We start from the raw sequence: 26,912 nt of genomic DNA on the forward strand, positions 1-26,912 counted from the left end.
AACGCGGTAGCCAGCCCCACCCAGCCTTTGATGGAGCGACCATGGCTATCGACGCAAACGACCCGATCTTCCACACCCCCGATGTACCGGGCCAGCACCCGGAACTGATGCTGTCCGCCGTGCTGCACCTGATGTCGCACTACACGGCCAACGCGGCCGACAATGGCGGCTGCGTCAAGCTGGCGTCCGTGATCGAACGTCACCTGAAGGCGCTGGCCGCCCTGCCCGGCCTGGCGCCGGTTCTGAGCGCGACCTGCCAACAGCTTTCCGAACAATGGGCAGCCGTAGTCGAGCGCTCGCTGCCGCCGGTCCAGCCGGGCTTTTTCGAGCCGCATCATGGGGCGCAGCCGCCCTGCCCCGCAACCGGCCTGACGGGAGGCCGCCATGTGCGATCAACATGCGGCGCAACTGTCCGTTGCGCCTGCGCCGCGCCGGCGCCGCATCTGGGAACTGGGGCACGGCTGCCTGTGTCCGCTGGTTGGTGTGGGCTTGCCCTTGCCTGTGCTGCGCAAGCTGGTGACCAAGGTGGCCAGCGCCGGGCGGCCAGGCGGCACGCTGCTGGCGGACGATTATGAAGTCCACGTCGGCACGGTCAGCGAATGCGGCACGCGCAACCGGCTCTCGGAAGCGGTGCAGAAGGAACTGGAGCGGCGCTACGCGGCCGTGCTGCAGCGCTTCCGCGCCGCCAAGGATGCGGCGCAGCTGGAGTCGCTGTGGCGCGCGGCCGTTTCGGGCGGCGACGTATCCGGCGCTTTCTTCGCGGGACTCACCCATCCCCATTGCACGCAGGCGCTGGAAGAGCAGATGTGCCGCGACCTGCACATGATCCAGCACCAGGCTGGCGCAGTGGCGCGCGCGGAAATCCATCGACTGAACACGCTCGCCGGGGAAAACGCGGCGCTGGCGCGCGAGGTGGCGCGGCTGCAGGCGCGCAGCGCCGCTGCGCAGCAGGAACGAGCCGCCGAGCAGGAGCGGCATAACGCGGCCCTGATGCAGATGCGCGCTCAGGTGATCGGACGCGATAGTGTTTGCGCCGCGCTGCGGCAGGAGCTGGAGGAATTGCGCGCGTCCATTCCGGGGCTGGCGTCGCGCGAGCGCATGGCACGGCAGCTGGAGATGGTCGAGGAACGCGAACGTTCACAGCGTCAGCAGATTGCGGATTTGCGACGGGTGCTGGGCGATGCCGAGGCTGCGCTGGTGGACAGCACGCTAGGTGGCGCTGGCGGACACGCGGCGGCGGGCGACGCCGGCGCGCCGCAGCAGGTCGTCCTGCACGGCCGCCTGGCCGAGCGCCACGTACTGTGCGTCGGTGGCCGCAGCGGCAATGTGGCCGGCTACCGCGCCTTGCTGGAGCAGGCTGGCGCGCGCTTCAGCCATCACGACGGCGGCCTCGAACACAATGCCAACCAGCTCGAATCGAGCCTGGCCTCGGCCGATCTCGTGATCTGCCAGACCGGCTGCATCAGCCACGCCGCCTACTGGCGCGTGAAGGATTACTGCAAGCGGCACGGCAAGCGCTGCGTGTTTGTCGACAAGCCCAGTCTCTCAACCCTGCAGAACAAGCTCGAAGAGCTGGCGCAATAAAGCAAAACGCCCCCGACGCTTGCGCGCCGAGGGCGTTTTTAGAACCAAAGGCAAGAGCAGGTGTCTGCCACGATGTGGCAGACACCAGGTTCACGCCGTGGGTTTTATCAGAACGTGTACGAACCGCTCATGTAGAACGTGCGGCCCAGCGGATCTGCATAACGCGGGTCGAAGCCAACCTGGTGGCCCGAGGAGTTACGCAGCGACAGCGGCGGATCGCGGTCCAGCAGGTTCTTGATGCCGGCGCGCAGGGCAACGGCCTTGGACACATTCCACTTGCCCTGCCAGTCCCAGGTCAGGTGCGACGGCACGCGCAAGCGGATCGATTCCAGCTTGTTGGTAGTCAGGTTCAGCACGCTCGCTTCCGCATCGGTGTAGCCGTTGCGGTAGTTGGCGATCAGCGAGTTGCTGAAGGCGCCAGTGTCGAGGGTGTTGGTCCAACGCACAACGTGGCGGAACGACACGGCATTGTTGGTGCCGAAGAAGTTCAGGCTGTTGGTCCACTGGTCGCTGGTGCCCGGCTTGGTGTAGTCGGACTTCAGCAGGTAAGTGCCCTGCAGGTTCGAGGTCAGGTTGCCGAAGCCGAACTTCTGGCGGCCGGTCAGGTCCCAGTCGATACCCTGGTTGTGGGTCTGGCCGATGTTGATGGCCAGCTGCTTGATTGCCCAGTAGGTGGTGCCGGTGGCAGGCTGGGTGAAGGTGGTGAACAGGTCGCGGAAGCGCGCCGGGTCAGCAAAGATCTGCTGCTCGGACACGGACGACACGGCGTCACGGATCTTCACGTCCCACAGGTCGGCGCCGAAGGAGAAGGCATTGCTTGGCTCGACACGGAAGCCGATGGTGAACTGCTTGGACTTCTCAGGCTTCAGTTCCGAGTTGCCGCCCTGGTACACGTTGTACTGCTGCTTGCCGGACTGGCACAGCGAGTCGTTGCCCAGCACGGTCGGGCAGTTGTAGCTGGAAGCGGTGAAGCCGGCAGCCACCAGCGGCTGGCCGATGTCCAGCATCGACGGCGCCTTGAAGCCGGTGCCGTAGGAACCGCGGATCAGGGTAGTCGAAGTCGGCTGCCAGCGCGCGGACACCTTGTAGGTGGTTGCGGACTCGCGGTTGCCCATCTTGGTGCCGGTCACGCCGTTGTCGATGGCGGAGAAGCCGTCGTAACGCACAGCGGCGGACAGTTCCACCTTCTTGATGACCGGAGCGGCCAGTTCGGTGAACACGCCGTAAGTGTCACGCTTCATGTCGTAGGTAGCCGGCGAGCTCAGGTTGTAGATCACGCCGGTCGACGCTGCGACGGACGGGGTCTGCTCGTAGTGGTACTGGCGGAAGTCGCCGCCCACTGCGATGCTGGCCTTGCCGCCCGGCAGATCGAACAGTTCGCGGGAACCGTGCGCGTCGATGCCCTTCAGGGTGGTCGAAGCGGTACGGATGGAACCGTGGAAGATCGCGTTCTGCACCTGCTGCTTGGATGCGTCGGTCAGCGAGCCGTAGGCGTTGAACGGGTTGATCACGTTGCTGTTGATCAGGTCGCGGAATTCCTTGTTCAGCGTGTAGCCGTTCTCGTAGCGCTCATTGATCTTGTTGCGGGACCAGGTCAGGCCGGTGTTGAACGACCAGGCGCCGATATCGCCTTCCGCGCCCATGACGAAGTGCTGCGAGTCGGTGATGGTGTTGCTGTCGCGGGTGCCGAAGTCCAGGGCGCGGAAGTTGGCCGTGATGGTCTTCACGTCCGCCTGCTGGGCCGGAGTCAGGTAAGGCTGCACGTAGTCCTTATAGTACTGGGACGAGGTCGCGATCGCGATCGGCGCGGTGTTCGGCGCGATGCGGGCGGTCAGGTCCAGGCGGGACAGCGCGGTTTCAGCGAACAGGTTGACGTTGTCGGTCAGCTTGTAGGTGGCCTTGCCGAAGAAGCTGTCGCGCTTGTTTTCAGGCACGATGTCGACATATGGTGCGGTGTTGAAGCCGCAGTTCTTGGCCAGCGCGGTGTTGGCAGCCTGCAGGTAGTTCATCGGCGCGCAGTTGCCGCCGTGGGTATTGGCGTACGGGTTGAAGGCCACCGACTTGTCGGTCACGGAGTCCTTGAACGCCACCTGCACGTTGGCTGGAATCGCCGAAGTGCTGGTGCGGTCCATCACGTACTTGGTGCCATTCCAGGAGAACGGCAGGTAGGAGGTGGCAGCGAAGTCGCGCTCCGATGCGACCAGGCGGGTACGCTCGTCGTGGCGGTAGGCAGCCACGATGGAGTAGCGGTCTTCTTCCAGGTTGCCGAAGCCCAGGGTCAGGTTGGCGTAGGTCTTGCGAGCGGAGTCGCTGGCGCCTGGCTGCTCGTAGCCGGCTTCGATCGACGGGGCCTTGACGTTGCTCTTCAGGATGAAGTTGATCACGCCGGCGATGGCGTCCGAACCGTACAGGGCGGAAGCGCCGTCGGTCAGGATTTCCACGCGCTCAACGGCGCTCAGCGGAATGGCGTTCAGGTTGACGGCGGAACCGGAGCCCTGCGGCGCCACGCGGCGGCCGTTCAGCAGCACCAGGGTGTATTCTTCGCCGATGTCGTGGATGGATGCGGAAACGCGGCCACCGGAGTTGGTGCCCGAAGCGATTGCGTCGATGGTGAAGCCCTGCATTGCCGGCAGGTTCTGGACCAGGTCAGCGACGGTGGTGGCGCCGGTCTTGGCGATCTGCTCGGCGGACAGGCGCTGCACTGGCAGTGCGCCTTCCACGGCGATACGCTTGATTGCAGAACCGGTGATCTCCACGCGCTGCATTGCCTGCTGTTCCTGGGCGAATGCCTGGCCAGCAAACAGCATCGAACCGGCCAGCGCGGTCAGCGCCAGGCGAACGGAGGTCACACCGATCTTTTCTTGGAAAACCATTCATTACTCCTGAGTTAATAAACATCAATGAGCAATGGGAATTCCTGCGGCCGCGCACAATGCTTTGTTACCAACCCGGGACTGCTTTGGGAGATGACAACAACGCCATACGCCTAAACAAACGGAGACTAAAAGCTGGGGCGACGAGACTCTATTGCTCATCGAGCAAGCATTATGCAATCCGTCATGCACCGTTTTGAAGCGCAAATATTACAAAGCTGAAATATTCATATATTGTTCGTTACATTGTGTGAGATTCCGACTTTTATTTGAGTATTCCTTGAGCAGCCGTTGTATATGAACAACAAATACTCAATAAACATCGCGGCGATAGCGGCCAGTTCTTGCCATCTCAACCATGAATGTGCTTGTAAAAATTTGTTGCAGAGCTTGATCCACACCTGCCGCCATGCCCTCCAGGCTGCCGCACACATAGATAGCGGCCCCCTCTTCCACCCAGGCGCGCAGCGTGGCCGCCTCGCGCAGCAGCAGATCCTGCACATAGACGCGGCCGGCCGTGTCGCGCGAGAAGGCGCGGTCCAGCCTGAGCATGCCGGCTGCTTCCAGTGCGGCCAGCTCATCGGCGTAATGGCTGTCGTGCGCGGCATTGCGCTCGCCGAACAGCAGCCAGTTGCGCGCCTGCCCGGTCTGGACGCGGGCACGCAGATGGCCGCGCAGGCCCGCTATGCCGCTGCCATTGCCGATCAGGATCAGCGGACGCTGGGCGTTGTCCTCCAGCCGGAAGCGGCGGTGTTCGCGCAGGCGCAGTTGCACTTTGCCGCCAAGGGGCGCAGCCTGCGTCAGCCAGCCCGAGGCCAGCCCGCTGCTGCCGTCCGCATGGCGGTGCAGGCGCACCAGCAGGTGCACGCGGCCATCCTGCGGCACGGAAGCGATCGAGTATTCGCGGGGGCGTTCGGGCTCGCCCGGCGCGGCCACCTGCACCAGGTCGCCGGACTGCCAGACCGGCAGCGCGCCTTGCGCCGGCTCCAGCTCCAGGTGGTACAGCGGTGCGCCGGCGCTGCCCGGATTGAGCAGCCTGCGCTCGGCCAGGCGCCAGTCGGCAAACTCGGGCGCGCCCCAGTCGGGCGCATCGCTGGTGCCCACCAGGTGGCTCAGCTGGCGGCGCCAGTGCGCGATGGAGTCGGCATTGCTGCGGTCCACTTCCACGCGCGCGAACAGTGCCCGCGCGCCCTGGCCGTGCAGCCAGGCATCCAGCGCGCGGCCGAAGCCACAGAAGGACGCGTAGGCGCTGTCGCCCAGCGCCAGCACGGCGTAATGCAGGTGCTGCAGTTCGAGGCCGGTGCGCGTCATCAGGCGCTGGGCGAAACTGGCAGCGGCATCGGGCGCATCGCCCTCGCCATAAGTGGAGGTCAGGAACAGGATACGCTCGGTGCTGCGCAGGTCCGCATGTTCCAGCTCGTCAAATTCGCAGATGCGGTTGGCGACGCCCGCCACGCGCAGCGTTTCGCTGGTCTGGCGCGCCAGCTGTTCTGCATTGCCGGTCTGGCTGGCGTAGGCCACGATCCAGGCATTCGCCCCACCGCCGGCACGGGCGGCACGGGCAACGGCGCGCGCGCGGCGATGGCGCAGCCAGGGCACAAGGCAGACCAGCCCATAGCTGGCGAGACAGGCGGCGGTCAGGACGAGGCGTGTGGGGTCGTTGGTCAGGATCATTCGTCGTCAAGCATGGCAAGGAAGCGGCTGCTCATCGCTTCGCGCAAGGCAGCGCCCTCGCGCAGCAGGAAGCGGGCAGCCAGCCCGTGTTGTTCGGCCAGCCGCAGGCCGGCCTCCTCGCCCAGCACGGTGAGCGCGGTGGACCAGGCATCTGCCGCCATCGCCTGTTCATGGACAACGGTAACGGAAGCCACATCATTCGTGATCGGCGCGCCGCTGCGCGGATCGATGGTATGCGGGAAGCGCTGTTCGCCACGCAGGAAGAAGCGGCGGTAGTCGCCCGAGGTCGCGACAGACAGCCCATGCAGCGCCACGGCGATTTCATCGATGCCCGCGGCCGGCGTTTCCAGCGACACCCACCACGGCTGGCCGTCCGGCTTCACGCCTGCGCCGCGCAGCTCCCCGCCTACTTCCACGAGGTAGTCGCGCACGCCCTGCCCTTCCAGCCACAAGGCCAGCGCGTCCACGCCATAGCCTTTCGCGACAGCAGAAAGGTCGAGCTGTATGCCGCCCGGCTGGAAGGCGCGCCGGCGCGCCGGGTCGAGTTCCACGCGGCGCGCGGCAATGCGCTCGCGCGCCAGCGCCACTTCACTTCGTGATGGCGGCGTGAAGCCCGCCTCGTCGTAGCGCGCCGTGGGGCCGAAACCCCACAGGTTCACCAGCTCTCCCGCACAGGGATCGCAGGCGCCGCCGGTGGCGCGCGCCACGGCCAGCGCGTAATTCAGCACATGGAAAAAAGCTTCGGGCAGCGTATGCCAGGTGCAGGCGCCGGTGCGGTTGAAACGGCCCAGGTCCGACTCCGCTTCCCAATGGCTGATCTCCGCCACGATGGCATCGAGCTGCCGCTGCAAACCACCTTGCAGCTGGCGCGCTTCGGCGAGCTGTACCACGCGCGCCGACCAGGTCGTGCCCATGCTCTCGCCGCGGAAATCGAAGATGCGCCCTCCGCCAGCGGCGCTTCGGCCGAGATGACGGGTGGGAGCAAAACGCGGCGAGCCATGCTTATTGCGGCAGCACTTCCACGGTGGCCGCGTAAGTCACGCGGCGCGGCGGCATTTGCGGCGGCTGGCCCGGCTGGGCAGGCGCCATCGCCGGCCAGCTGCTGCTTACCAGGTACATTCCCGCTGCAGGAGCGGTGAAGGTGACTTCGCCTTTGGCGTCCGTGGTCTGGCGGATCTCGCCCAGCGTGCCGCGATAGCGCACGCCGCCCGGGATCAGGCTGAAGGCCTGGTTGGCGGCCGGCTTGCCATCCAACAGAAAGCGCCAGGTGGCCTTCTCGCCCGCGCGCATATCGTTCGGGTGGGTCACTGGCACCAGTTCCAGGCCGACGCCGGTCGGCTTGAACACGGCATCGTCGGTCTGGTTGGCGCTGGCGAAGGTCTCCAGGCGGCTGGCGGTGCGCGACACTTTCAGCTCTTCCGCATTGGCCGGCACTTCCTTCGCCATCGCCTCCTCGCTGCCGCGCCAGCGCTTGGTCTCGCCATTGACCTTCCAGCTCGCCATCACGGTTTGCGACACCAGCGCCACCTTGTAGGTGCCCGGCTTCGTCAGCTTCACGTCGAAGGTCGAGCGCATCTTGCCGGTGCTGGCATTCTCCAGCGGCACGCTGGCGCCATCGGGCCCGGTGACGGTGATGCCATCCAGCTTGACCGGCAGGTGATCGATCTCGAACAGGCCTTCCGAGACAGCGGCGTCCACGGTGATCCATGGTTCCTTCGCTTCCACATAGGTGGAGGACGGCAGCAGCCAGGGCTTGTGCGCGTGGGCGCTGAAGGCGGCGCCGGCCAGGACCAGGGCAATCAGGGTTTTGCTCGGTTTCATGGCTTCTCCTTATGGCTTCACTTGCACGACGACATCGCCCACTTCTTCCTTGCCCTTGGCGGCCACATTCTGCGCGGCTTTCACGGGCAGCGTCAGCGGCACCTTCACGGCTTCACGCCCGCCCGCTTCGCGCGCCACTTCCACCACCACGTTGTACTGGCCGGCCGGCAGCTTGTTCAGTGCTTCCTTCGCCACCGGGAAGGTCAGCGTGTGCTCGCCCGGACCGCGGGTTGCACCGCTCACGCCGTCCATCGGCATCGCCACGTCGCGCCCCGACTTGCGCCACCACTGGCGCATATCCTTCAGCCACTTGGTGCCCGCGTTGTCCTTCTTTTTGACGTCGTACAGCACCGCCAGGTTGCTCACCACTTTCTGGTCGGCGTTTTCCAGCCAGGCGGCGATGTAGGGGCGGTGGTACTCGGCCACGTTCAGTTGCGGGATGTCGAGCTTCAGGGCCAGGTCGGCGGCCATCGCATTGGCGCTGGCCAGCGGCAGGGCAAGAGCGATGGAATAACGTAGTTTCATGGTTGTCCTTAATGAATGAACAGCAGAGCGATAACAAAGGGGATCAGCATGCCCAGCCCGACCATCGGCCAGGTGAATGGGCGCTTGGCCGCATGGAATTTGAGGATCAGCAGGCCGGTAAGGCAGAACACCAGGCAGGAGGCCGCGAAGATATCGATGAACCAGTTCCACGCGGCGCCCGTGTTGCGGCCCTTGTGGACGTCGTTCAGCCAGGAGATCCAGCCGCGGTCCGTGTTCTCGAATTCCGCCGCGCCATCTTCCAGGCCGATGCGCACCCAGGCATCGCCGCCCGCTTTTGGCAGCGGCAGATAGACTTCGTCGGCGGCCCATTCGGCAATGCGCCCCCCCGCCTTCAGCGACCAGGTTTCGAGCAGCCAGCGTTCCGCCGCTTCCGGCAGGGGCGCCTTGTCGCCGTCATGGCTGGCGGCGAAGGCCTTCAGCGTATCGAGCAGCGGCGCCGGGGCCGTGGCCTGCTTGCGGATGACGGAGGGTCTGGCTTCGATCTGGCTGGCGTGGTTCAGCGTGATGCCCGTGACGGCGAAGAGAAACATGCCCAGCAGGCACAGCGCGGAGCTGATCCAGTGCCACTGGTGCAGGTTCTTCAACCACACGGCGCGCGACGCTGCCTGGGCTTGCGTGATGTCTTGACCGCTCAATGCTTTTCGCTTTCAAAAATGGTGTGGCAGACATCATATCACTTGCAAATGCAATTGAGAACTATTATCATTTGAGTTTCCAATCCATCAGCCAGCCTTCTCCCCGTTCGACCGGGGGCGCCAGCCCACCCACGTCAATCCGGAGAGAAGACTTGAACAGATATTCGCAGCCGCAAGCACAGCGCGGCCACCCAACCCCTGCTCACGCAATCCCTGATCGCCATGGCCGCCATCGGCCTGCCGGCCGCCGTCCAGGCACAGGCACAGGCACAGGCGCAGGCGCAGGAAAAAACCATGGCCGAAGTGCAGGTGCAGGCCGGCGCCGAGGCGCCCTACAAGGCGGAGAAGGTGTCGTCGCCCAAGCTAACCCAGCCGCTGGTCGACACGCCGCAGACCGTGAGCGTGATCAGGAAGGAAGTGATGCTGGAACAAGGCGCCTCCACCATCATGGAAGCGCTGCGCAACACGCCGGGCATCACGCTGCAACTGGGCGAGAACGGCAATACCAGCGCCGGCGACACTTTCCAGCTGCGCGGTTTCAGCGCCCAGAGTGCGCTGTTCGTCGACGGCATCCGCGACCTCGGCGCCATCACGCGCGACACTTTCAATATCGAGCAGATCGAAATTTCCAAGGGGCCGGCCGGCGCCGACATCGGCCGCGGCGCGGCTGGCGGCTATATCAACCTCGTCAGCAAACTGCCGACGCGCGATGAAGCGCTGTGGGCCACAGCCAGCTACAACAGCGGCGGCACCAGGCGCGCCACCGCTGACCTGGACCGCAACTTCGGCAGCAGCGGCGCCTTCCGCCTGAACGCCATGGTGCAGGATGGCGGCCAGCCGGGCCGCAAGGTCATCGACAACCAGAGCCACGCCATCGCTCCGTCCATCGCCTGGGGCCTGGGCACGCCTACCCGCCTCTACCTGTTCTCGCAGCATGTGCGGCAGGACAATACGCCGGATGGCGGCATCCCGAGCGTGGGCCTGGAAGGCTTTTATAACGCCAACTCCGCCCTACGCAGCGCAGCGCGCGTGGACCGCGGCACCTGGTACGGCCTGAACAGCGATTACGAAAAGGCCGATGCGGATATGGTGACCGCGAAAATCGAGCACGAACTGGCGCCCAACACCACGCTGACCAACACCACGCGCTGGGGCAAGTCGAAAATGGACCGCATCCTGACGGGCATCAATACCCTGACGGCCGTGGGTGCGCCGGAGACCTGGACCGCGAGCCGCTCGCGCCAGAGCGTGTTGCAGGAAAACCGCATCCGCGCCAACACCACCAATATTGTCAGCGAGATCAGCGCGCACACCCTGTCCGGCGGCCTGGAACTGCTGAGCGAAGAGCAGCTGTCGCCGTCGCGCACGGGCCTGGGCAGTCCCGTCGCTCCCGCGACCACGCTGGTCGCCAACCTCTACCACCCAAACCCGAACGATCCGCTCAGCGCCTACAACCCGCAGCTGAACGGCGCCTTTACCCAGGGCAAGACCGACACCGTTGCCGCCTACCTGTTTGATACCTGGAAGCTCAGCGAGCAGTGGCAGCTAAACGGCGGCGTGCGCGCCGAACACTACAGCACCGAATCGAATGCCGCTACGCTGACCGGCACCAACCTGATCAGCAGTCACCTGGAGGATTCAGACAATCTGTTCAGCTTCAAGGCAGGCGTTCTGTACAAGCCTGCCGAGAACAGCAGCGTCTACCTGGCCTGGGCCAACTCGAAGACGCCGCCGGGCAGCGCCAACTTCTCGCTGAGCTCAGCAGCAGGCAATATCAATGGTCCCGGCATGGACCCGCAAAAGACGAGCAATGTGGAACTGGGCACGAAGTGGGATGTGCTGGCGAAGAAACTGGCCCTGACTGCCGCGCTCTACCGCACCGAGAACAAGAATGAAATCTCGCAGCTGGATGCCGCCACCAACACCTGGTCGCAGCTGGGCAAGCGACGCGTGCAGGGCCTGGAGCTGGGCGCGGTCGGCCAGATCACGAGCGCCTGGCAAGTCACTGCCGGCCTGGCCACGATGGATACGGAAATCAAGCAAGGGACGACGGGCAATAACGCTGCCGGGGCCGCCACGCGCTGGTCGCCCAAGCTGAGCGCCACACTCTGGACCAGCTACGCGGCCAGCGACAGGCTGACCATCGCCGGTGGCGCACGCTATCTGTCCAGGCAGAAGCGCGTGATCGATCCGAGCCTCGATATTTCGCTGCAGAACCTGCCCGCGATTCCGTCCTATGCGGTGGCCGATGCGATGGTGAGCTATCAGCTGGCAAAGAATGCGGATATGCAGTTGAACGTCTACAACCTGTTCGACAAGGTCTACATCAACACACTCAACAATAGCGGCGCGCGTGCATCGCTCGGTGCGCCGCGTTCGGCGCAGCTGAGCGTTCGCCTGATGTTCTGATCCCCGGAGGGAGGCGGGCCGGACGGTCCGCCTGGAATTGCTGGGTCCTCTTTTACACGCCAGAGCTGGCTTCCGGGCCTGGTGCGCCGCCTTCGCTGCCGAGTTCGCTTCCCCCTTGGCGCGAACCCTGACCCGTGGTGGTGCTTTGTCTATTGCCCGGGAGTGGACGGTCAGCCCTGCGTACCTGGCCTTCCGGAATAGCAGTGTTGCTGATCTCCGGATGCCCAGTATCCACCAGCACAAACGTTTGCTGGCTGTCGGTATCCTTGCTAGCTTTGTCAGGCCGAGTCATGTGGCCTCCCCTTGCGATGAAGCTTAACGATTCTCGTCGTCTTGCGGACCGGCCTGGTTGCCTGCATTGGCATTGCTGGCCTGGTTAGCCTGTTCGGCTTTGTTTGCATTGCCGCGTGAACCACTCTGGCGATTGCCATCGTTCTTGTGGCTCATGCTGCCTGCACGGCGTGCTTCCTCGGAGGTAAACTCGTGTGCCGTACCTTTTTCGTGTGCTGCGCGGCCGCCTTCGGAAGCGATCTCACGCTGACGCTGCGGGTCCATCGATGCAAAGCCGCGGGCGCTTTGTTTATTGCCTGCGTTGCCTTCTTTGCCGCTACGGTTACCGCCTTGGTTTGATGAAGCCATGATTCTTCTCCCTGAACATGATTCCGTTGAAAAGACCCCTCACCCGACCGCTTAACCGACCAGCGACGATCAATTTTTCAGATCGCGATCGGGCAAGAAGGAGCGCTCATGTTAGTGCAAGCACTGTACAGGTAATATAGGACGTTCATGGTCACAAATGTAGGATATCGCCTACCGAATTTCGATTGGGAAAATCAATTCATCGGCCACGACGTACACCTGATCGGTAGCGTGCGGAATTAAAGCGTGCCCGCCAGTAAAGGCGCCAAACGAAGGCAATATCGCGCGGCGCGCACCGATGACAAAGCAGGGAAGGCGCAGCGACTCCCGTGCGGTACGCAAGTGATAGACCGGATGCACGTGACCCGCGATCACAAATTTTTTCGACTCCAGATGGGGATGATGGCAGAGGGCATACGGACCTTGCTCGTACGGCTCATCGAGCAGGGTCACGTGCAGCAACTCGGATGGATCACCGGCATGCCAGTCATGGTTGCCGCGAACCAGCAGCAATTCCAGCTCAGCATGACGTTCGCGCCAGCGCAGCATGGCCTGCACTGTGGCCTGTGCCTGCGCAGTCTTCGCGTGTAAAAAGTCGCCGAGGAAGACGATGCGCGCAATGTCGAGACGTGCGAGCAAGCCATCCAGCACCGAAAGATTCTCGTTTGTTGTGCCGCGCGGCACCGGCACGCCCAGCGCACGGAAACTGGCGGCCTTGCCGAAGTGAATGTCGGCCACCATCAACATGCGCTCGCGCGGCCAGTACAGGGCTTTCTGCGGCAACAGCAGCACGCGTTCTCCGGCAACTTCCGTTTCGCAGGCATTCATGGTCCGGCGGCCTTTTCCAGTTCGCGCAGCATGCGCGCCACGCGGTCGGAAAGCTTTTCCGTGGTCAGCTTTTCGCGGAAGCGCTCGACCATCAGCGCGAAGCCGAAGGGCGTGGCGCGTCTCACCTCATGGAAACGGATGGTGCGTTGCTGCAGCACTTCCAGCGTGGCGCGCAAGCGCTTCAGCTCCAGTTCCTGCTCCAGCACTTCGCGCTGCGCCTGGCTCAGCAGCAGATTGCCCGCGTCGTGCTTGCGGAAGACTTCGAAGAACAGCGAGGACGAAGCCTGCAGCTGCCGGTTGCTCTTCGGCTGGCCTGGATAGCCCTGGAAGATCAGGCCGGCGATGCGCGCGATCTCGCGGAAGCGCCGCTGCGAAAGTTCGCCGGCGTTCAGGCTGTGCAGCACGTCCTCAAGCAATTGCCCGGTATGAAATAGCGCGCCGTCGCCGAACAGTTCGCGCCACGGCAGCGCTTCCGGCGCCAACAGCTCAAGGCCGTAATCGTTGACGGCAATCGAGAAAGTAGCCGGCTGCATGCGGCCGATACGGTAGGCCAGCAGCGAGGCGAGGCCGATGTGCACGGAGCGCCCGGCAAAGGGATAGAGGAAAAGGTGGTGGCCTTCGCGGCTGTCCAGCGCTTCAATCACCGTGGTGCCGGGCGTGGGCAAGGCTGACCAGCGCTGCTGGATCTCCAGCAACGGACGGATGGCCTGCATTTCCGGCCCTTCGTAGCGCCCCTCCGTGGCGCGGCGCATCTGTTCCAGCGCAGCGTGCGCCAGTTCCGACGACAGCGGCATCTTCCCGCCCTGCCAGCGCGGCACAGCGCCCTTGGCGCCGGTGGCGCGACGTACCCAGGCCGTCATCTCGTGCACGCGCACGAATTCGAGGATGCGGCCCCCGAACAGGAAGTGGTCGCCCTTGCTCAGGCGCGAGATGAAGCCCTCCTCCACCGTGCCCAGCGTGGAACCGTTCATATACTTCACCTGTATCGTCGCTTCGGACACGATGGTCCCGATGCCCATGCGGTGGCGGCGCCCGATGGCCGCGTCCGGCACACGGTAGACGCCCTCCTCGTCCGGCAGCACGCGGCGGTACTCCGGATAGGCGATCAGGCTTTGTCCGCCGCGCGCGACGAAGTCCAGCGCCCATTGCCATTCTTCCGCCGTGAGCTCGCGGTAGGACCAGGCGCTGCGCACTTCCTCGTACAGTTCCTCACTGCGAAAGCCGCCGCCCAGCGCCACGGTGACGAGATGCTGCACCAGCACGTCCAGCGGCTTTTCCGGCACGGGCCGCGGCTCGACGTGGCGTTCGCGCACGGCCTCAATGGCGCCCGCCGCTTCCAGCAATTCCAGGCTGTGCGTGGGCACGAGGGTCACGCGCGATTTGCGCCCCGGTGCGTGGCCGGAACGGCCGGCCCGCTGCAGCAGCCGTGCGATGCCTTTGGCGCTGCCGATTTGCAGCACACGCTCGACCGGCAGGAAGTCCACACCCAGGTCCAGGCTCGATGTGCAGACCACCGCTTTCAACGTGCCCTGCTTCAGGCCCTGCTCGACCCAGTCCCGCACTTGCTTGTCCAGCGAACCGTGATGCAGGGCGATCAGGCCGGCCCATTCGGGTTTCGCGTCCAGCAGGTTCTGGTACCACAGTTCGGCCTGCGACCGGGTGTTGCAGAAGACCAGGGTGGTCGCGTGCTTTTCGATCTCGTCTGCCACCGGCTGCAGCATCTGGATGCCGAGGTGGCCGGCCCAGGGAAAGCGCGAGGGGTGGTCGGGGATCAGCGTATCCACGATGATGTCCTTGCGCAGGTGGCCTTCGACAATGGCGCCGCCGGGCGCCAGCGCGTCGCGGGCCTGCTGCAGGTTGCCCAGGGTGGCCGAGAGGCCCCAGACCGCGATGCCCTGCCGCCACGCCCGAAGCCGGGTCAGGGCGAGCTGGGTCTGCACGCCGCGCTTGTTGCCCAACAGCTCATGCCATTCGTCGACGATGGCCATGTCCAGTTGCGCGAACAGTTCTTTCGCGTCGGGGCGGCTGAGCAGGACGGTCAGGCTTTCGGGCGTGGTGACCAGCGCTTGCGGCAGATGCTTCGCTTGGCGGGCGCGCGTGGCCGCATCCGTGTCGCCGGTGCGCGATTCGATTTGCCAGCCGGGGAGCAGGGCTTGTGCTGCGTCCTGCAGGGCGCGCAGGGTGTCCGCGGCCAGCGCGCGCATCGGCGTGACCCACAGAACGCGCAGGCCTTGCTTGCGGCTCGGCTGCGCGCGCTGCAAGGCGGCCAGCCAGACGGCCAGTGTCTTGCCCGAGCCGGTGGTCGCGTGCAGCAGGCCGGATTCGCCCTTGGCCGCGGCGTCCCACACTGCGCGCTGGAAGGGGAAGACTTGCCAGCCGCGCGCGGCGAACCAGGCCTCAACCTCGTCACGCGACGGCGCCGGTCCCGCGTCGGTGACGGACGTCGCGGCGGCGGTGGCGGGGACGACGGGCGAAAGGGGCTTGCGCGGCGGCAGTGGGCGCGGACGGGGAAAGGACGGCATGGTCAGGGCAGCGGTTCGCGGGACAGCAAGCCGCGCAGGGTGTCGAGCGTATCGGCATCCTCGACGGTCTTGTCATCGCGGCGGCGCAGGATGCGCGGGAAGCGCACGGCGATGCCGGATTTGTGCCGCGGCGACAGGGCAATACCCTCGAAGCCGATCTCGAACACCATGGTCGGCTTCACGCTGCGCACCGGCCCGAAACGTTCGACCGTCGTGCGGCGGATCGCATTATCGACTTGCGCTATCTCCGCATCGGTCAGCCCGGAATAAGCCTTGGCAAAGGGCACCAGACGGCGCTCGCCGCCATCGTCGTCCCACACCGCAAAGGTATAGTCCGTGTACAGGGAGGCGCGCCGTCCGTGACCTGCCTGTGCATACACCAGCACGGCATCCACGCTGTAAGGATCGATCTTCCACTTCCACCACGTGCCCACATCCTTGGTCCGTCCCACGCCATACTGCGCGCCGCAAGCCTTGAGCATCATGCCCTCGACGCCGCGCAGGCGCGACTCCTCGCGGATGGCAGCCAGCTGCATCCAGCTATCCGCGTGCACCAGGGGAGAAATGCGCAGCTGCGGCATATTCACCTGCGCGACCAATTTCTCCAGCAGCACACGCCGCTCGCGCTGCGGCAGCTGGCGCAGATCGACGCCATCCTGCTCCAGCAAGTCGTAAGCGACCAGTACGGCCGGGAACTCCGCCAGCAGCTTCGCGCTGAGCAGCTTGCGGCCAATGCGTTTCTGCAGCGCCGCAAACGGCGCCGGCGCATCGCCTTCGGCCCAGACCAGGATTTCGCCATCGATGACCATGCCCTCCGGCAGGCGCAACGACACCAGCTCCGGAAAGCGCTCGGTGATCAGATCTTCGCCGCGCGACCACAGCCAGTTCGCGCCGCCGCGCGACACCAGCTGCGCGCGCATGCCGTCATACTTCCACTCCACCTGCCAGTCGGCCAGCTCGCCCAGCGACTCCACCGGCGCCTGCAGCTGGTGCGCCAGGAAGAAAGGATATGGCTGGCCGCCCCGCTCCGCATGCTCGCTGGCCGAGGGCGGCGCCAGCAATTGCAGGAAGCCTTTCGCGGTGGGGCTGACGCGGCCATCCGTCCACCCCATCAGGCGCTGCGCAATCAGCTTGCTGTCCACCGCCGCGATGGCGCTCAAGGCCCGCGTCACCAGCAGGCGCGATACGCCGACACGGAAGCCGCCGCCGATCAGCTTGATCAGCAGGAAGCGCTCGCGCGTCTCCAGCTCGTCCCAGTAGCGGAACAGGGCCAGGCGTACGGCCTCCGGCGGCTGCCCGCGCAGCGGCGCAATGCGCTGTTCTATCCATTCCGCCAGCCCCACACTGCTCTCGTGTTTCGGCGCCGGCAGGATGTGGGCGATGGTCTCCGCCAGGTCGCCCACGGCGCGATAGCACTCGTCGAACAGCCACTCGTCCAGCCCCGCATACTCCGTCGCGTACTGGCGCAGCAGCTTGACCGGCACGGCCTGGCGCGGCTTGCCGCCGGCCAGGAAGTATACGGCCCACGCCGCATTTTCCGGCGCGGCGCTGGCGAAATAAGCCTGCAGCGCTTCCAGCTTGCGCCTGGTGGCCGTGGTCTCATCCAGCTCGGCGTAGAGCCGGGCGAATTCACGCATTGGCGCCCTCCTGCGGCGCCGCGGCCGCTGCTGCTTCCTCCGCCTCGTCGTCGCCGTATTCCGTGTCGAAGGCTTTTGCGTCAAAGCCGTTCTGGCACAGCCAGCGCACCATGACGGGGATCGAGCCATGGGTGACCACCACGCGTTCGGCGCCCGTGGCGCGGATGGCCTGCATCAGGCCCGGCCAGTCCGCGTGGTCGGACAGCACGAAGCCGCGGTCCACGCCGCGCCGCCGGCGCGCGCCGCGCAGCTGCATCCAGCCGCTGGCAAAGGCATCGCTGAAATCGCCGAAGCGGCGTATCCAGGGTGAGCCGCCGGCCGAGGGCGGCGCAATGACCATCGCGCGCCGCAGCGCGGCCTTGTCCACATCGCCCACCATCACGGTCGGCGGCAGCGGCACGCCCGCCTCGCGGTAGACCCGGTTCATCGGCTCCACCGCGCCGTGGCAGACGATGGGGCCGATCGAGGGATCGAGCCCGCTCAGGATGCGCTGCGCCTTGCCGAAGGTGTAGCACAGCATCACGCTGGCGCGGCCTTCCTCCGCATTGCGCCGCCACCAGGCGTTCATATCGTCGAAGACCTGCTGCTGCGGTTGCCAGCGATAGATGGGCAGGCCAAAAGTGGACTCGGTGATGAAGCAGTCGCAGCGCACCGGCTCGAAAGGCGTGCAGGTCGCATCCGGCTCCACCTTGTAGTCGCCGGAGGCCACCCACACCTCGCCCTGGTATTCCATGCGCACCTGGGCCGAACCGAGTACATGGCCGGCAGGATGCAGCGAAATATGCACGCCGTTGTGCACGACCCGCACACCGTATTCGAGGCCCTGCACCGTGATCTCGCCCAGGCGCGACTTGAGGATATTCACGCCCGGCTGCGCCGTCAGGTAGTGGCCATTGCCCACGCGCGCATGGTCGCTGTGGCCGTGCGTGATCACGGCGCGCTCCACCGGCCGCCACGGATCGATGTAAAAATCGCCGGGCACGCAATACAGTCCTTCTTTGCGCACGACAACCATTTCGGACATGGCGGCTCCCAAAAATGTTGGGCCATTGTAGCCACGGCGCAGCCGCGCTTTCTGTCCGTTAGCGCACAGAGTCTATGGTCGGAGGTGACTTGCAGTTATCGCAAGTGCCGCAACGGTCGACGCCGGCCGTGTCGTCGCCGAAGTAATCGAGCAGCAGTTTCCAGCGGCAGTAGCCGCTCTGCGCATAAGCCACCATCTGCTCCAGCGCATCGCGGTCGCGCTCCTGCTTTTGCTGATATTGGGCGGCCAGGCGCTCGAAGTCCAGCGCGCGTGGCGCGCGCGCCGTGGCGCCGAACTCCATGCGACGGTTCTGCCTTATCAGGCCGCCGTCCTTGAGCAGCTTGAGCGCCACCTGCAGCCGCTTGTCGCGCCGCGGCGGCAGCTGATTCGCTGCCCACTGCGTCATGGGCGGAGCGCAGGTCGGCTGCGTCGGGATAGTGCCTGGCGAGGAAGAATTGCTGCACGCGCTTGTCGTCGTGGAAATAGAGCAGCGTGCAGTCCGCCGCTTCGCCATCACGGCCGGCGCGGCCCGATTCCTGGTAATAGGCTTCCAGGCTGGCCGGTACCTGCAGGTGGATGACGAAACGGACATCGGCCTTGTCGATGCCCATGCCAAAGGCATTGGTGGCAATCATCACGCGCCGCTCGCCGCCCATGAACAACTCCTGATTCTGCTTGCGTTCCGTAGCACGCAGCTTGCCGTGGTACAGCACGACGCTCTCGCCGGCCTCTTCCAGCACCGGCAGCAATTCCTCGGCCGCCTTGACGGTGGCGGCATAGATGATGCCGGTGCCGGGCGTCTCGCGCAGCAGGCGCAGCACCTCCATCGTGCGTTCATCCGGGTTGGTCACCTGCTTCACTGCGTAATGCAGGTTGGGACGGTAGATGCCCGTGTTCACCACCTGCATGCCCGGTGTGCCGAGCTGCCGGATGATATCGGCGGCCACGTCGCCGGTGGCGGTGGCGGTCAGGGCCAGCACGCGCGGGCGGCCCAGCGCATTGATGGCGGCGCCGATCTCGAGGAAAGCGGGACGGAAGTCGTGGCCCCAGTGCGAGATGCAGTGCGCCTCGTCCACCACCAGCAGCGCAATCTTCGTTTCCTTCAGCAGGGACAGGAAATCGGGCGTCGCCAGCCGCTCCGGTGTGCAGAACACGATCTCGCTATGGCTGCGGCGGACGCTGTCCAGCGCTTCCAGTTCCTCGTCCGCCGTCAGGCTGCTGTTCAACTGGGACGCGGCGATGCCGATTTCCTCCAGCTTTTCCAGCTGGTCCTTCATCAGCGAGATCAGGGGCGACACGACAACGGTGGTCCCTTCCAGCAGCGAGGCCGGAATCTGGTAGCACAGCGATTTGCCGCTGCCGGTCGGCATGATGGCCAGCGTATCCTGCCCGGCCAGCACGCTGTCGATCACGCGCTGCTGGCCGGCCCGCAACTGGTCCATGCCGAAGACATTGCGCAGCAGGCTGCGTATCAGCTGCGTGCGCGTTTTTCCGATATCTGGTTTGCCCATGCTGTCACTGTAGGACACGCCCGGCGGCGGCGTTATCGGACAGAATCCGGCCGCGCCGTAGGATTAATGCTCAGCAGGGAGGTCCAGCGCGGCCTGCAATTCGGCCAGGTCGTAGGGCTTGCGCAGCACGCGGGCAGGGAAACCGACCCGTTCCAGCGCATCCTTGCCATAGCCGGTGGAGAAGACGATGCGCAGCGGGCCGCGCGCCAGCGCCCGCCGCGCCAGTTCGATGCCGGACATCCCCGGCAGGCTGACGTCGGTGAACAGGAGGTCAAAATCCTGCTGCGCCATCAGTTCCAGCGCCGCCTCGCCATTGCCCACGCCGGATACCGTATGCCCGAGCATGCCCACCAGCTCGCACACCATCTGCAGCGAATCCGGATTGTCTTCCACCACCAGGATGCGCAGCGACGAAGCCGAGCCCTGGGCCGGAGCCGGCTGCGCCAGCGGCGCGCTGTCGCCGGCCGGTGCACAAGGCGCGGCCTGCCGCTGCTCCAACACCTCGCGCAGCTTGCGCGCCAGCTCGTCGCGCTGGTAGGGCTTGCTGAGCAGCTCCAGGCCCTCATCCAGGCGGCCGCCGTGCACGATGGCGTTGCGCGGGTAGCCGGAGGTGAACAGCACGGACAATCCAGGCCGCAGCTCGCGCGCCAGCTTTGCCAGCTCGGGGCTGCTGATCTTGCCCGGCATGACCACGTCCGTAAACAGCACGTCGACGGGCACGCCGGCCTGCAGCACGAGCAGCGCCTCGTCGCCATTCTCCGCCTGCAGCACGCGGTAGCCCAGCGTGGACAGCATGTCGTGCACGACAGCGCGCACATCCGGATCATCCTCCACCACCAGCACGGTTTCGCTGCCGCCTGTGACAGGGGCGGATTGGCCGCGCAGCGCCGTTTGCTCTTCATCCATCATGGAACGGGGCAAATAGATTTTGACGCTGGTGCCCTGCCCCGGTTCACTATAAATCTTGATGTGGCCGCGGCTCTGCTTCACGAAGCCGTAGGCCATCGACAATCCCAGCCCGGTGCCCTGTCCTTCCGGCTTGGTGGTGAAGAAGGGTTCGAAGGCGCGCTCCAGCACTTCCTGGCTCATGCCGCAGCCCGTGTCGCTCACAGCCAGCATCACGTACTGGCCCGACGGCACGTCAATCAGCTTGTTGACGTAGTATTCGTCCAGCACCGCATTGCCCAGCTCAATCGTCATGCGGCCCGCGCCCCCCATGGCATCGCGCGCATTGATGGCCAGGTTCAGGACCACGTTCTCGATCTGGGTCGGGTCCACCAGCGTATTCCACAAACCGCTGCCGACCACGGTCACCAGCTCGATCGCCTCGCCCAGCGCGCGCCGCAGCAGGCTGTCCATATTGATGACGAGGCGGCCCAGGTCCGACACCACGGGGCGCAGCGGCTGGCGCCGCGCAAACGCCAGCAGCTGCGCGGACAGGCGCGCGCCGCGGTCCACGGCCGCCTGCGCGATTTCCACGCGGCGGCGCGCCACGTCGTTGCTGCGCGTTTGCTGCTGCAGCAGCTGCAGATCGCCCGAAATGATCTGCAACACATTGTTGAAGTCATGCGCCACGCCGCCCGTCAGCTGGCCCACCGCTTCCATTTTCTGCGACTGGCGCAGCGCTTCCTCGGCCTTGTCGCGCTCCTCGACTTCGCGCGCCACGCGCTGCTCCAGCGTGTCGTTCAGGTCGCGCAGCGCGGCTTCGATGCGGCGCCGCTCCGTGATGTCCGTCTTCACCGCGATCAGGGCCAGCGGACGGCCGCCGACGTCGTCCAGGCGGCTCATGCTGGAAGAGACCCACACCCAGCGCCCGTCCGGCCGGTAGTAGCGCTTCTCCAGCGTGAAGGGTTCGCCCGTCTTCAGCAGCTGCTGGACGCGGGCGCGGTTCTCCGCCATGTCTTCCGGATGGATCAGGTCATCCATGTGCAGGCCCAGCAAGTCTTCCTCGCTGCGGCCCAGCATCTGGCACAGGGCGTCGTTGACGCGCGCGAAGCGGCCGTCCAGGCTCAGTTCCGACAGGCCCACGGACGCCTGGCCGAAGATGTCGGCAAAGCGGTCCTGGCCGTTCAGCAGCGCCTGTTCGAAGGCGCGCCGCTCGTTCAGCAGCGCGCTGTCGGCGCGCAGGCGGCGCTCTTCCAGCACGCGCGACGTGGCTTCGATCACCGTGCACAGCACGCCGCCGATGCTGCCGCCGACTTCATGCACCGGCGTGTAGAACAGATCGAACCATACTTCTTCCGGCAGGCCATTGCGCAGCAGGGTCATGGCCACGTTCAAATGCTGGCGCATTTCTCCGGCCAGGCCGGCAGCCAGCATCTCGCGGTTCCAGTCCCAGATCTCGGGCCAGATCAGCGGCACCGTGCCGCCGAGCGCCGCGGGATGGCGCGCGCCGGCAATGGGCACATAGCCGTCGTTGTAGATCATCGTGTGAGAAGGACCCCGACATCAGCACCATGGCGATCGGCGAGTTCAGGACAATGTCGACCGTCGTGCGCAAGGCGGAGCTCCAGTGCGTGATGGGGCCGATGCCGGTGCCGCCCCAATCGAGGTCGCGCACCAGCGCACCGGTGGCGCCACCGCCGCGGGGCTGCCAGGCGCTCATGCTGCTGCCGCCGCCTGGCGCGGCAGGGTGACGATGAATTCGGTGTTGCCATGCACGCTGTCCGCGGCAACGGCGATCTGGCCGCCGTGGGCCTTGATGAACATGCTGGCCGTGTACAGGCCCAGTCCCAGGCCCTGCCCCGCCTTGCGCGCCTCGGCCCCGTGCTGGAAGGGCTCGAAAAATGTGCGGCAGCAGCTCCGGGGCAATGGCGCCGCGATTGCTCACGCGGAGCACGATGGCAGCAGGGGTGCTGCCGTCCAGCTGCAGGCGCACCAGGTGTTCCGGTTCGCCGTGCTGCAGGGCGTTGCCCAGCAGGTGACTCAGCGCCTGCGTGAACACGGCCTGGTCAACCTGGGCTTGCATGTCGCCCTGACTGTCGAGGGTGATGCGGCGCGCCTTGTCCGCCGGCTCCAGCTCGGCGCACAGCAGGCGGCACAGCGCGCACAGATCATGCCCGGCCAGCGCCAGCTTCACGCCGCCATTGCGGATGCGCGCCAGGTCCAGCAACTGGTCGACCATCTGGCCCATGCGCTTCGCGCTGCTCTGGATGCGCCGGGAGGTTACAGCGACCTTTGGATTGTCGGTCATCATCGGCAACAGCATGGCGCCGTTCATCACGACGGACAGCGGCGTGCGCAGGTCGTGTCCCAGCACCGTGGTGAATTTCTCATTGAGGTCGAGGGCATGCTTGAGCTCTTGCAGCTGGCGGGCAATCTGCTCGCCCACTCCGGCAAAATAAATCTGCGGGACGCGTGATTGCTGTGCGCTGCGGCGAATCCGTTCGGCCAATTCCGTGGCGCTCATGTCCGGTAGTTGCGCGCCGATCAGGACCAGCGCGACCTCCTGCTGCGCCAGCAAGTCCAACGCGTCGCGGCCGCAGGCGGCCGTCAGCATGGCTGCGCCAGGATGGGCCAGCGCGGCTTCCATGGCAAGCAGCTGCTGCGGGTTGTCGTCGACGACAAGGATATGTAAAGGCGTACTCATGAGGTGAAACATGCTAGCAGCTTTTGCCACTTTGACAGCGCATGTTTGAAAAATATTATTGCTCAGGAGCCCAGCAACGACGGGCGATTCACGGTAAACTGCCGGATTCAGACTTTCACTCAGCAATACATCATGACTTTCACTCTCAACGAAACTGTTTACTCCACCGACACGCCGGAAGCGAAGCAGGCCATGTACGACGATCTGCGCTCGCAGCTGACTGGCCTGGTGCACGGTGAACGCGACTGGATCGCCAACACGGCCAACGCCAGCTCGCTGGTGTTCAATACGATGCCGGGCCTGAACTGGGCGGGCTTCTACTTCATGCAGGGCGCGGACGAGCTGGTGCTCGGCCCCTTCCAGGGCAAGCCGGCCTGCATCCGCATCAAGAAGGGCCGCGGCGTATGCGGCACCACGGTCGAGAAGCGTGAAACCATCCTGGTGCCGGACGTGCATGCTTTCCCCGGCCACATCGCCTGCGACGCAAACTCGCGCTCGGAACTGGTGGTGCCGATCTTCGGCAGGAACGGCGAGGTAATCGGGGTGTTTGATCTGGATAGCCCACAGCCGAATCGCTTTGATGCGGTGGATGCAGAGGGGATTCAGTCGCTGGTGCGCATCCTGGAGCAGACGCTGGCCTGACATTTCCCGCGCCGCGGGCCGGGAGGCACGGCGGATCAATGATCCGCCCTACGCACCTACGCACCGCGACGGATTTCACCGTTCCGCCCGGCCGAATGTATGGTGACGCGTAGGGCGGATCATTGATCCGCCGCCCACGCGGCGTGTGCTTACACCAGCAACGCGCTGCTCATCGAGCGCGCCTCGTCGGCCGCCTCGTCGATAAGGGCGGAGATGGCCGGGTAATCCTGCAGATACCTGGCCACGGCAGCGGTGCGGGACAGGTAATGGTCGTCGGAATGCGGCATCGGCGACAGCACGGGGCACAGGTGCTTGGCCAGCAGCAGCGTGTCGCGCAGGCCAACGGGCGGGAAGCTGACCGCGCCGCCGCGCAGGGACACGATGGCAGCCATCACCGGCCCTGGCACCTTCAGCTTGCGCAGGATTTCGCGCGCGACAATCTCCTGCGCCGCGCCCATCCACTCTTCCGGATCCTCCAGCAGGCCCGGAATCGCGTCCGCCTGCGCCAGCAGATAGAAGCCGCCCGCCTCGTGCATGATGCCCGCGAACAGCGCCGTATCGGGATCGCTGCGCGTGATGCGCTGGGCGATCAGGTAAGCCAGCGCCGCGACGTGGGCCGAATACTTCCACAACTGGTCGGCACGCGCGCGCAGCAGGGGATCGCGGATGCGGCTGCCGAACTGGCGCACCACCATGGCGGCGGCCAGCGTATAGAGGTTGCGGTAGCCCAGCCGCATCACGGCTGTGCGTGCACTGGTCACCTCGGGGCCGCGCGCGCGGAACACGGCCGAATTGGAAAGCGCCACGGCGCGCGAAGCCAGCACCGGCTCGGCCAGTACCTTGCGGATGACTTCCTCGTCATGCACATCGGGATCGGAAACGGCCATCTGCAAAGCCAGTGCCGCGTTGACGCTGGTCGGAAAGACCAGTTCCCCGCGCTGGGCTTCGGAAATGATAGTGGCAAAGTCCTTGAGCTTCTCCATGCAAAAATTATACTGTTGACAGCTACTCAAGGTCACGCGAATTCCGTCAGCACGATTCCAATAATGCCGCCAGCTCCGCGCCGAGTTGCGCCAGCAGCGCGGTGAGCACCACCCGGCCCGCGCGCAAGGCTGTCATGCGCCGTCCGCGCCGGTGCACCACCAGCTCGGCCGCCTCCATCTGCACCGCCTGGCACAGCGCCTTCGTGACGGATAACGACAGCAGCGTGGCCTGGGCCGACGGCGCGTCCGGCGCATGGTCCGTTGCGCCGTCGAGAAACTCCGTCATGCGCCGCGCCCAGGCACGGTACTCCACCTGCGCCGCCAGCAGCGGCAGCGCTTCGCGGTTCAGCACCGCAACCGACATCAGCTCCGGCGCGGGACGCCAGGCCGCCACCCAGCGCGGCAAGTCCTGCGCCGGCATCGGCCGCGCGATGCCGTAGCCCTGCGCCAGGCGGCAGCCCAGCTGCAGCAGCATGCGCGCATGCGCGTCGCTTTCCACGCCTTCCGCAATGGCCTCGCGGCGAAACGCCGCAGCAAGACCCAGTATGCCTTCCAGGATGGCCAGGTCGTCCGGGTCCTCCAGCATATTGCGCACGAAGCCCTGGTCGATCTTGATCTGGGCCGCGGGCAGGCGCTTCAGGTAGAGCAACGAGGAATAACCGGTGCCGAAATCGTCCAGCGCGAAGGACACGCCCAGCGCCGCGCACTCGGCGATGATGCGCGACACATGCGTGATGTCCTCCAGCGCGCTGGTCTCCAGCACTTCCAGCTTCAGGCGCGACGGCGCCACGCCGGGATGGGCCTCCAGGAGCGCCTTCAGCCGCTCGACAAAATCGGGCTGCTGCAACTGGCGGCTGCCGATGTTCACGCTGCTCACGATGTGCAGGCCCGCGTCCTGCCAGGCTTCCTGCTGGCGGAGTGCCGCCTCGATCACCCACTCGCCCAGCTGCACGGCCAGCGGATCATCCTCGATCAGTGGCAGGAACTCGGCGGGGCTGAGCAGGCCACGGCGCGGGTGCTGCCAGCGGATCAGCGCCTCGGCCGCCACCACCCTGCCCTGGCGCAGATCGACAATGGGTTGGTAGTACAGCACGAATTCATCGCGCGCCAGCGCGCCGCGGATCGCATCCAGCTGCGCGTGGCGGCTGATGGTGCTGCGCTGCTGCTCGGGGTCGAAGATATGGAAGCGGTTCTTGCCCGCCAGCTTGGCTTCGTACATGGCCTGGTCGGCCTGGCGCATCAGCTGGTCCGCATCGACCTCGCTGCGCTGCGGGTACAGGGCCACGCCGATGCTGGCCGACACCTGCAGCAGGCGGCCGCCGATATTGAAGCTGCGCGCACAGGCATCCAGCAGGCGCGAAATGAAGGGCATGCAGGCGCTGCCATCGGGCAGGTCCTGCAGCACGGCCACGAACTCGTCGCCGCCGAGGCGGCAGATGGTATCGCTGTCGCGCACCGAATGCTTCATGCGCTGGGCAATGGCGATCAGCAGCTCATCGCCGCACTCGTGGCCATGCTGGTCGTTGACGGCCTTGAAGCCGTCCAGGTCGAGGTAAACCACCGCCAGCGTGCTGCCGCGCCGCTGCGACAAGGCCAGCGCCTGGTGCAGGCGGTCGGCCAGCAGGCGGCGGTTGGGCAGGCCGGTGAGCGCATCGTAATTGGCGATGCGTTCCAGCTCGCGCTCATGCTCCTTCTGGCGCGTGATGTCCGAGAACAGGCCGACGTAGTTCTCGGCTTCGCCGCGCTGGTTGCGGATGGCCGTGATGGTCAGCAGCTCTGCATAGACTTCGCCGGACTTGCGCCGGTTCCAGATCTCGCCCTGCCAATGGCCCTCCTCGCGCAGTCGCTGCCACATGGCGGCGTACAGTTCCGGCGGCTGGCGCCCCGATTGCAGCATGCGCGGATTCTGCCCGCGCACTTCTGCCGCGCTGTAGCCCGTGATGCGCGTGAAGGCTTCATTGGTATTGACGATGGTGCCTGCGGGTCGGTGATGAT

General features: G+C 65.5%; 19 protein-coding genes and 3 pseudogenes. 4 read left to right on the top strand and 18 right to left on the bottom strand.

Translation table 11 applies throughout. From position 1 onward, the window contains the following. Positions 1-41 precede the first annotated feature (41 nt). Both ACHMW6_RS26410 and ACHMW6_RS26415 read left to right on the top strand, forming a co-directional pair. Positions 42-372, top strand: a pseudogene (locus ACHMW6_RS26410) (hypothetical protein). A gap of 111 nt (positions 373-483) precedes the next feature. Beyond that, complete coding sequence (locus tag ACHMW6_RS26415; RefSeq protein WP_395408718.1) at positions 484-1,584, top strand: DUF2325 domain-containing protein; 1,101 nt, start codon at positions 484-486, stop codon at positions 1,582-1,584. 107 nt (positions 1,585-1,691) lie between these two features. Here the strand turns inward: ACHMW6_RS26415 and ACHMW6_RS26420 are convergent, their stop codons facing one another. From ACHMW6_RS26420 to ACHMW6_RS26445, 6 genes are all read right to left on the bottom strand, one after another. Then, positions 1,692-4,457, bottom strand: coding sequence for a TonB-dependent receptor (locus ACHMW6_RS26420; protein ID WP_395401315.1), 2,766 nt, complete (start codon positions 4,455-4,457; stop codon positions 1,692-1,694). Positions 4,458-4,769: 312 nt separating this feature from the next. Then, positions 4,770-6,131, bottom strand: coding sequence for a sulfite reductase subunit alpha (locus ACHMW6_RS26425; protein WP_395401317.1), 1,362 nt, complete (start codon positions 6,129-6,131; stop codon positions 4,770-4,772). Beyond that, on the bottom strand, positions 6,128-7,045 hold the full coding sequence (locus ACHMW6_RS26430) for an FAD:protein FMN transferase (RefSeq protein ID WP_395401319.1): 918 nt from the start codon (positions 7,043-7,045) through the stop codon (positions 6,128-6,130). Before ACHMW6_RS26430 ends, ACHMW6_RS26425 begins: the two co-directional genes overlap by 4 nt. A gap of 88 nt (positions 7,046-7,133) precedes the next feature. Beyond that, on the bottom strand, positions 7,134-7,952 hold the full coding sequence (locus tag ACHMW6_RS26435; RefSeq protein ID WP_395401321.1) for a DUF4198 domain-containing protein: 819 nt from the start codon (positions 7,950-7,952) through the stop codon (positions 7,134-7,136). 9 nt (positions 7,953-7,961) lie between these two features. Further along, positions 7,962-8,477, bottom strand: coding sequence for a DUF2271 domain-containing protein (locus ACHMW6_RS26440; RefSeq protein WP_395401323.1), 516 nt, complete (start codon positions 8,475-8,477; stop codon positions 7,962-7,964). Positions 8,478-8,485: 8 nt separating this feature from the next. Further along, entirely contained in the window at positions 8,486-9,133 is a 648-nt protein-coding gene (locus tag ACHMW6_RS26445; protein WP_395401325.1) for a PepSY-associated TM helix domain-containing protein, read from the bottom strand. Positions 9,134-9,331: 198 nt separating this feature from the next. Between ACHMW6_RS26445 and ACHMW6_RS26450 the strand changes: the two genes are divergently transcribed. Continuing rightward, positions 9,332-11,542 carry a catecholate siderophore receptor Fiu gene (locus tag ACHMW6_RS26450; RefSeq protein ID WP_395408719.1) on the top strand — a complete coding sequence of 737 codons (2,211 nt, stop codon included), beginning with the start codon at positions 9,332-9,334 and terminating at the stop codon, positions 11,540-11,542. A gap of 315 nt (positions 11,543-11,857) precedes the next feature. Here the strand turns inward: ACHMW6_RS26450 and ACHMW6_RS26455 are convergent, their stop codons facing one another. From ACHMW6_RS26455 to ACHMW6_RS26500, 10 genes and pseudogenes are all read right to left on the bottom strand, one after another. Next, positions 11,858-12,181: a KGG domain-containing protein gene (locus tag ACHMW6_RS26455; RefSeq protein ID WP_395401327.1), complete on the bottom strand. Its 324-nt coding sequence runs from the start codon at positions 12,179-12,181 to the stop codon at positions 11,858-11,860. A gap of 171 nt (positions 12,182-12,352) precedes the next feature. Further along, the gene (gene pdeM / locus ACHMW6_RS26460) at positions 12,353-13,009 is read right to left on the bottom strand and encodes a ligase-associated DNA damage response endonuclease PdeM (protein ID WP_395401329.1); all 657 of its coding nucleotides are present in this window, start codon (positions 13,007-13,009) and stop codon (positions 12,353-12,355) included. After that, a complete protein-coding gene (locus tag ACHMW6_RS26465) occupies positions 13,006-15,531 on the bottom strand; it encodes a ligase-associated DNA damage response DEXH box helicase (RefSeq protein ID WP_395401331.1) in 2,526 nt (841 codons plus the stop codon). Before ACHMW6_RS26465 ends, pdeM begins: the two co-directional genes overlap by 4 nt. A gap of 2 nt (positions 15,532-15,533) precedes the next feature. Next, complete coding sequence (locus ACHMW6_RS26470; protein ID WP_395401333.1) at positions 15,534-17,168, bottom strand: ATP-dependent DNA ligase; 1,635 nt, start codon at positions 17,166-17,168, stop codon at positions 15,534-15,536. Next, entirely contained in the window at positions 17,161-18,192 is a 1,032-nt protein-coding gene (locus ACHMW6_RS26475) for a ligase-associated DNA damage response exonuclease (RefSeq protein WP_395401335.1), read from the bottom strand. The genes ACHMW6_RS26470 and ACHMW6_RS26475 overlap by 8 nt, the downstream gene beginning before the upstream one ends. Before the next feature lie 58 nt (positions 18,193-18,250). Beyond that, positions 18,251-18,814: a RecQ family zinc-binding domain-containing protein gene (locus ACHMW6_RS26480; protein WP_395408720.1), complete on the bottom strand. Its 564-nt coding sequence runs from the start codon at positions 18,812-18,814 to the stop codon at positions 18,251-18,253. Next, a pseudogene (locus tag ACHMW6_RS26485) lies at positions 18,699-19,703 on the bottom strand (RecQ family ATP-dependent DNA helicase); the annotation flags it as partial. The pseudogene ACHMW6_RS26485 and the gene ACHMW6_RS26480, both read right to left, overlap by 116 nt. Positions 19,704-19,766: 63 nt before the next feature. Beyond that, positions 19,767-22,130 carry a response regulator gene (locus tag ACHMW6_RS26490; protein WP_395401337.1) on the bottom strand — a complete coding sequence of 788 codons (2,364 nt, stop codon included), beginning with the start codon at positions 22,128-22,130 and terminating at the stop codon, positions 19,767-19,769. Positions 22,131-22,304: 174 nt separating this feature from the next. Next, a complete protein-coding gene (locus ACHMW6_RS26495; RefSeq protein ID WP_395408721.1) occupies positions 22,305-22,514 on the bottom strand; it encodes an ATP-binding protein in 210 nt (69 codons plus the stop codon). 331 nt (positions 22,515-22,845) lie between these two features. Continuing rightward, a pseudogene (locus ACHMW6_RS26500) lies at positions 22,846-23,304 on the bottom strand (response regulator); the annotation flags it as partial. Between the two features lie 120 nt (positions 23,305-23,424). Between ACHMW6_RS26500 and ACHMW6_RS26505 the strand changes: the two are divergent. Continuing rightward, entirely contained in the window at positions 23,425-23,934 is a 510-nt protein-coding gene (locus tag ACHMW6_RS26505; RefSeq protein ID WP_395401339.1) for a GAF domain-containing protein, read from the top strand. A gap of 149 nt (positions 23,935-24,083) precedes the next feature. On the opposite strand, the gene ACHMW6_RS26510 is transcribed toward ACHMW6_RS26505, so the two are convergent. Both ACHMW6_RS26510 and ACHMW6_RS26515 read right to left on the bottom strand, forming a co-directional pair. Further along, positions 24,084-24,917 (bottom strand): HDOD domain-containing protein, encoded by an 834-nt coding sequence (locus ACHMW6_RS26510; RefSeq protein ID WP_395401341.1) that lies wholly within the window; start codon positions 24,915-24,917, stop codon positions 24,084-24,086. A gap of 46 nt (positions 24,918-24,963) precedes the next feature. Next, positions 24,964-26,889 (bottom strand): putative bifunctional diguanylate cyclase/phosphodiesterase, encoded by a 1,926-nt coding sequence (locus ACHMW6_RS26515; protein ID WP_395408722.1) that lies wholly within the window; start codon positions 26,887-26,889, stop codon positions 24,964-24,966. Positions 26,890-26,912 lie beyond the last annotated feature (23 nt).

This window comes from Pseudoduganella sp. UC29_106 (assembly GCF_044055365.1).
GTDB lineage: Bacteria > Pseudomonadota > Gammaproteobacteria > Burkholderiales > Burkholderiaceae_D > Rugamonas.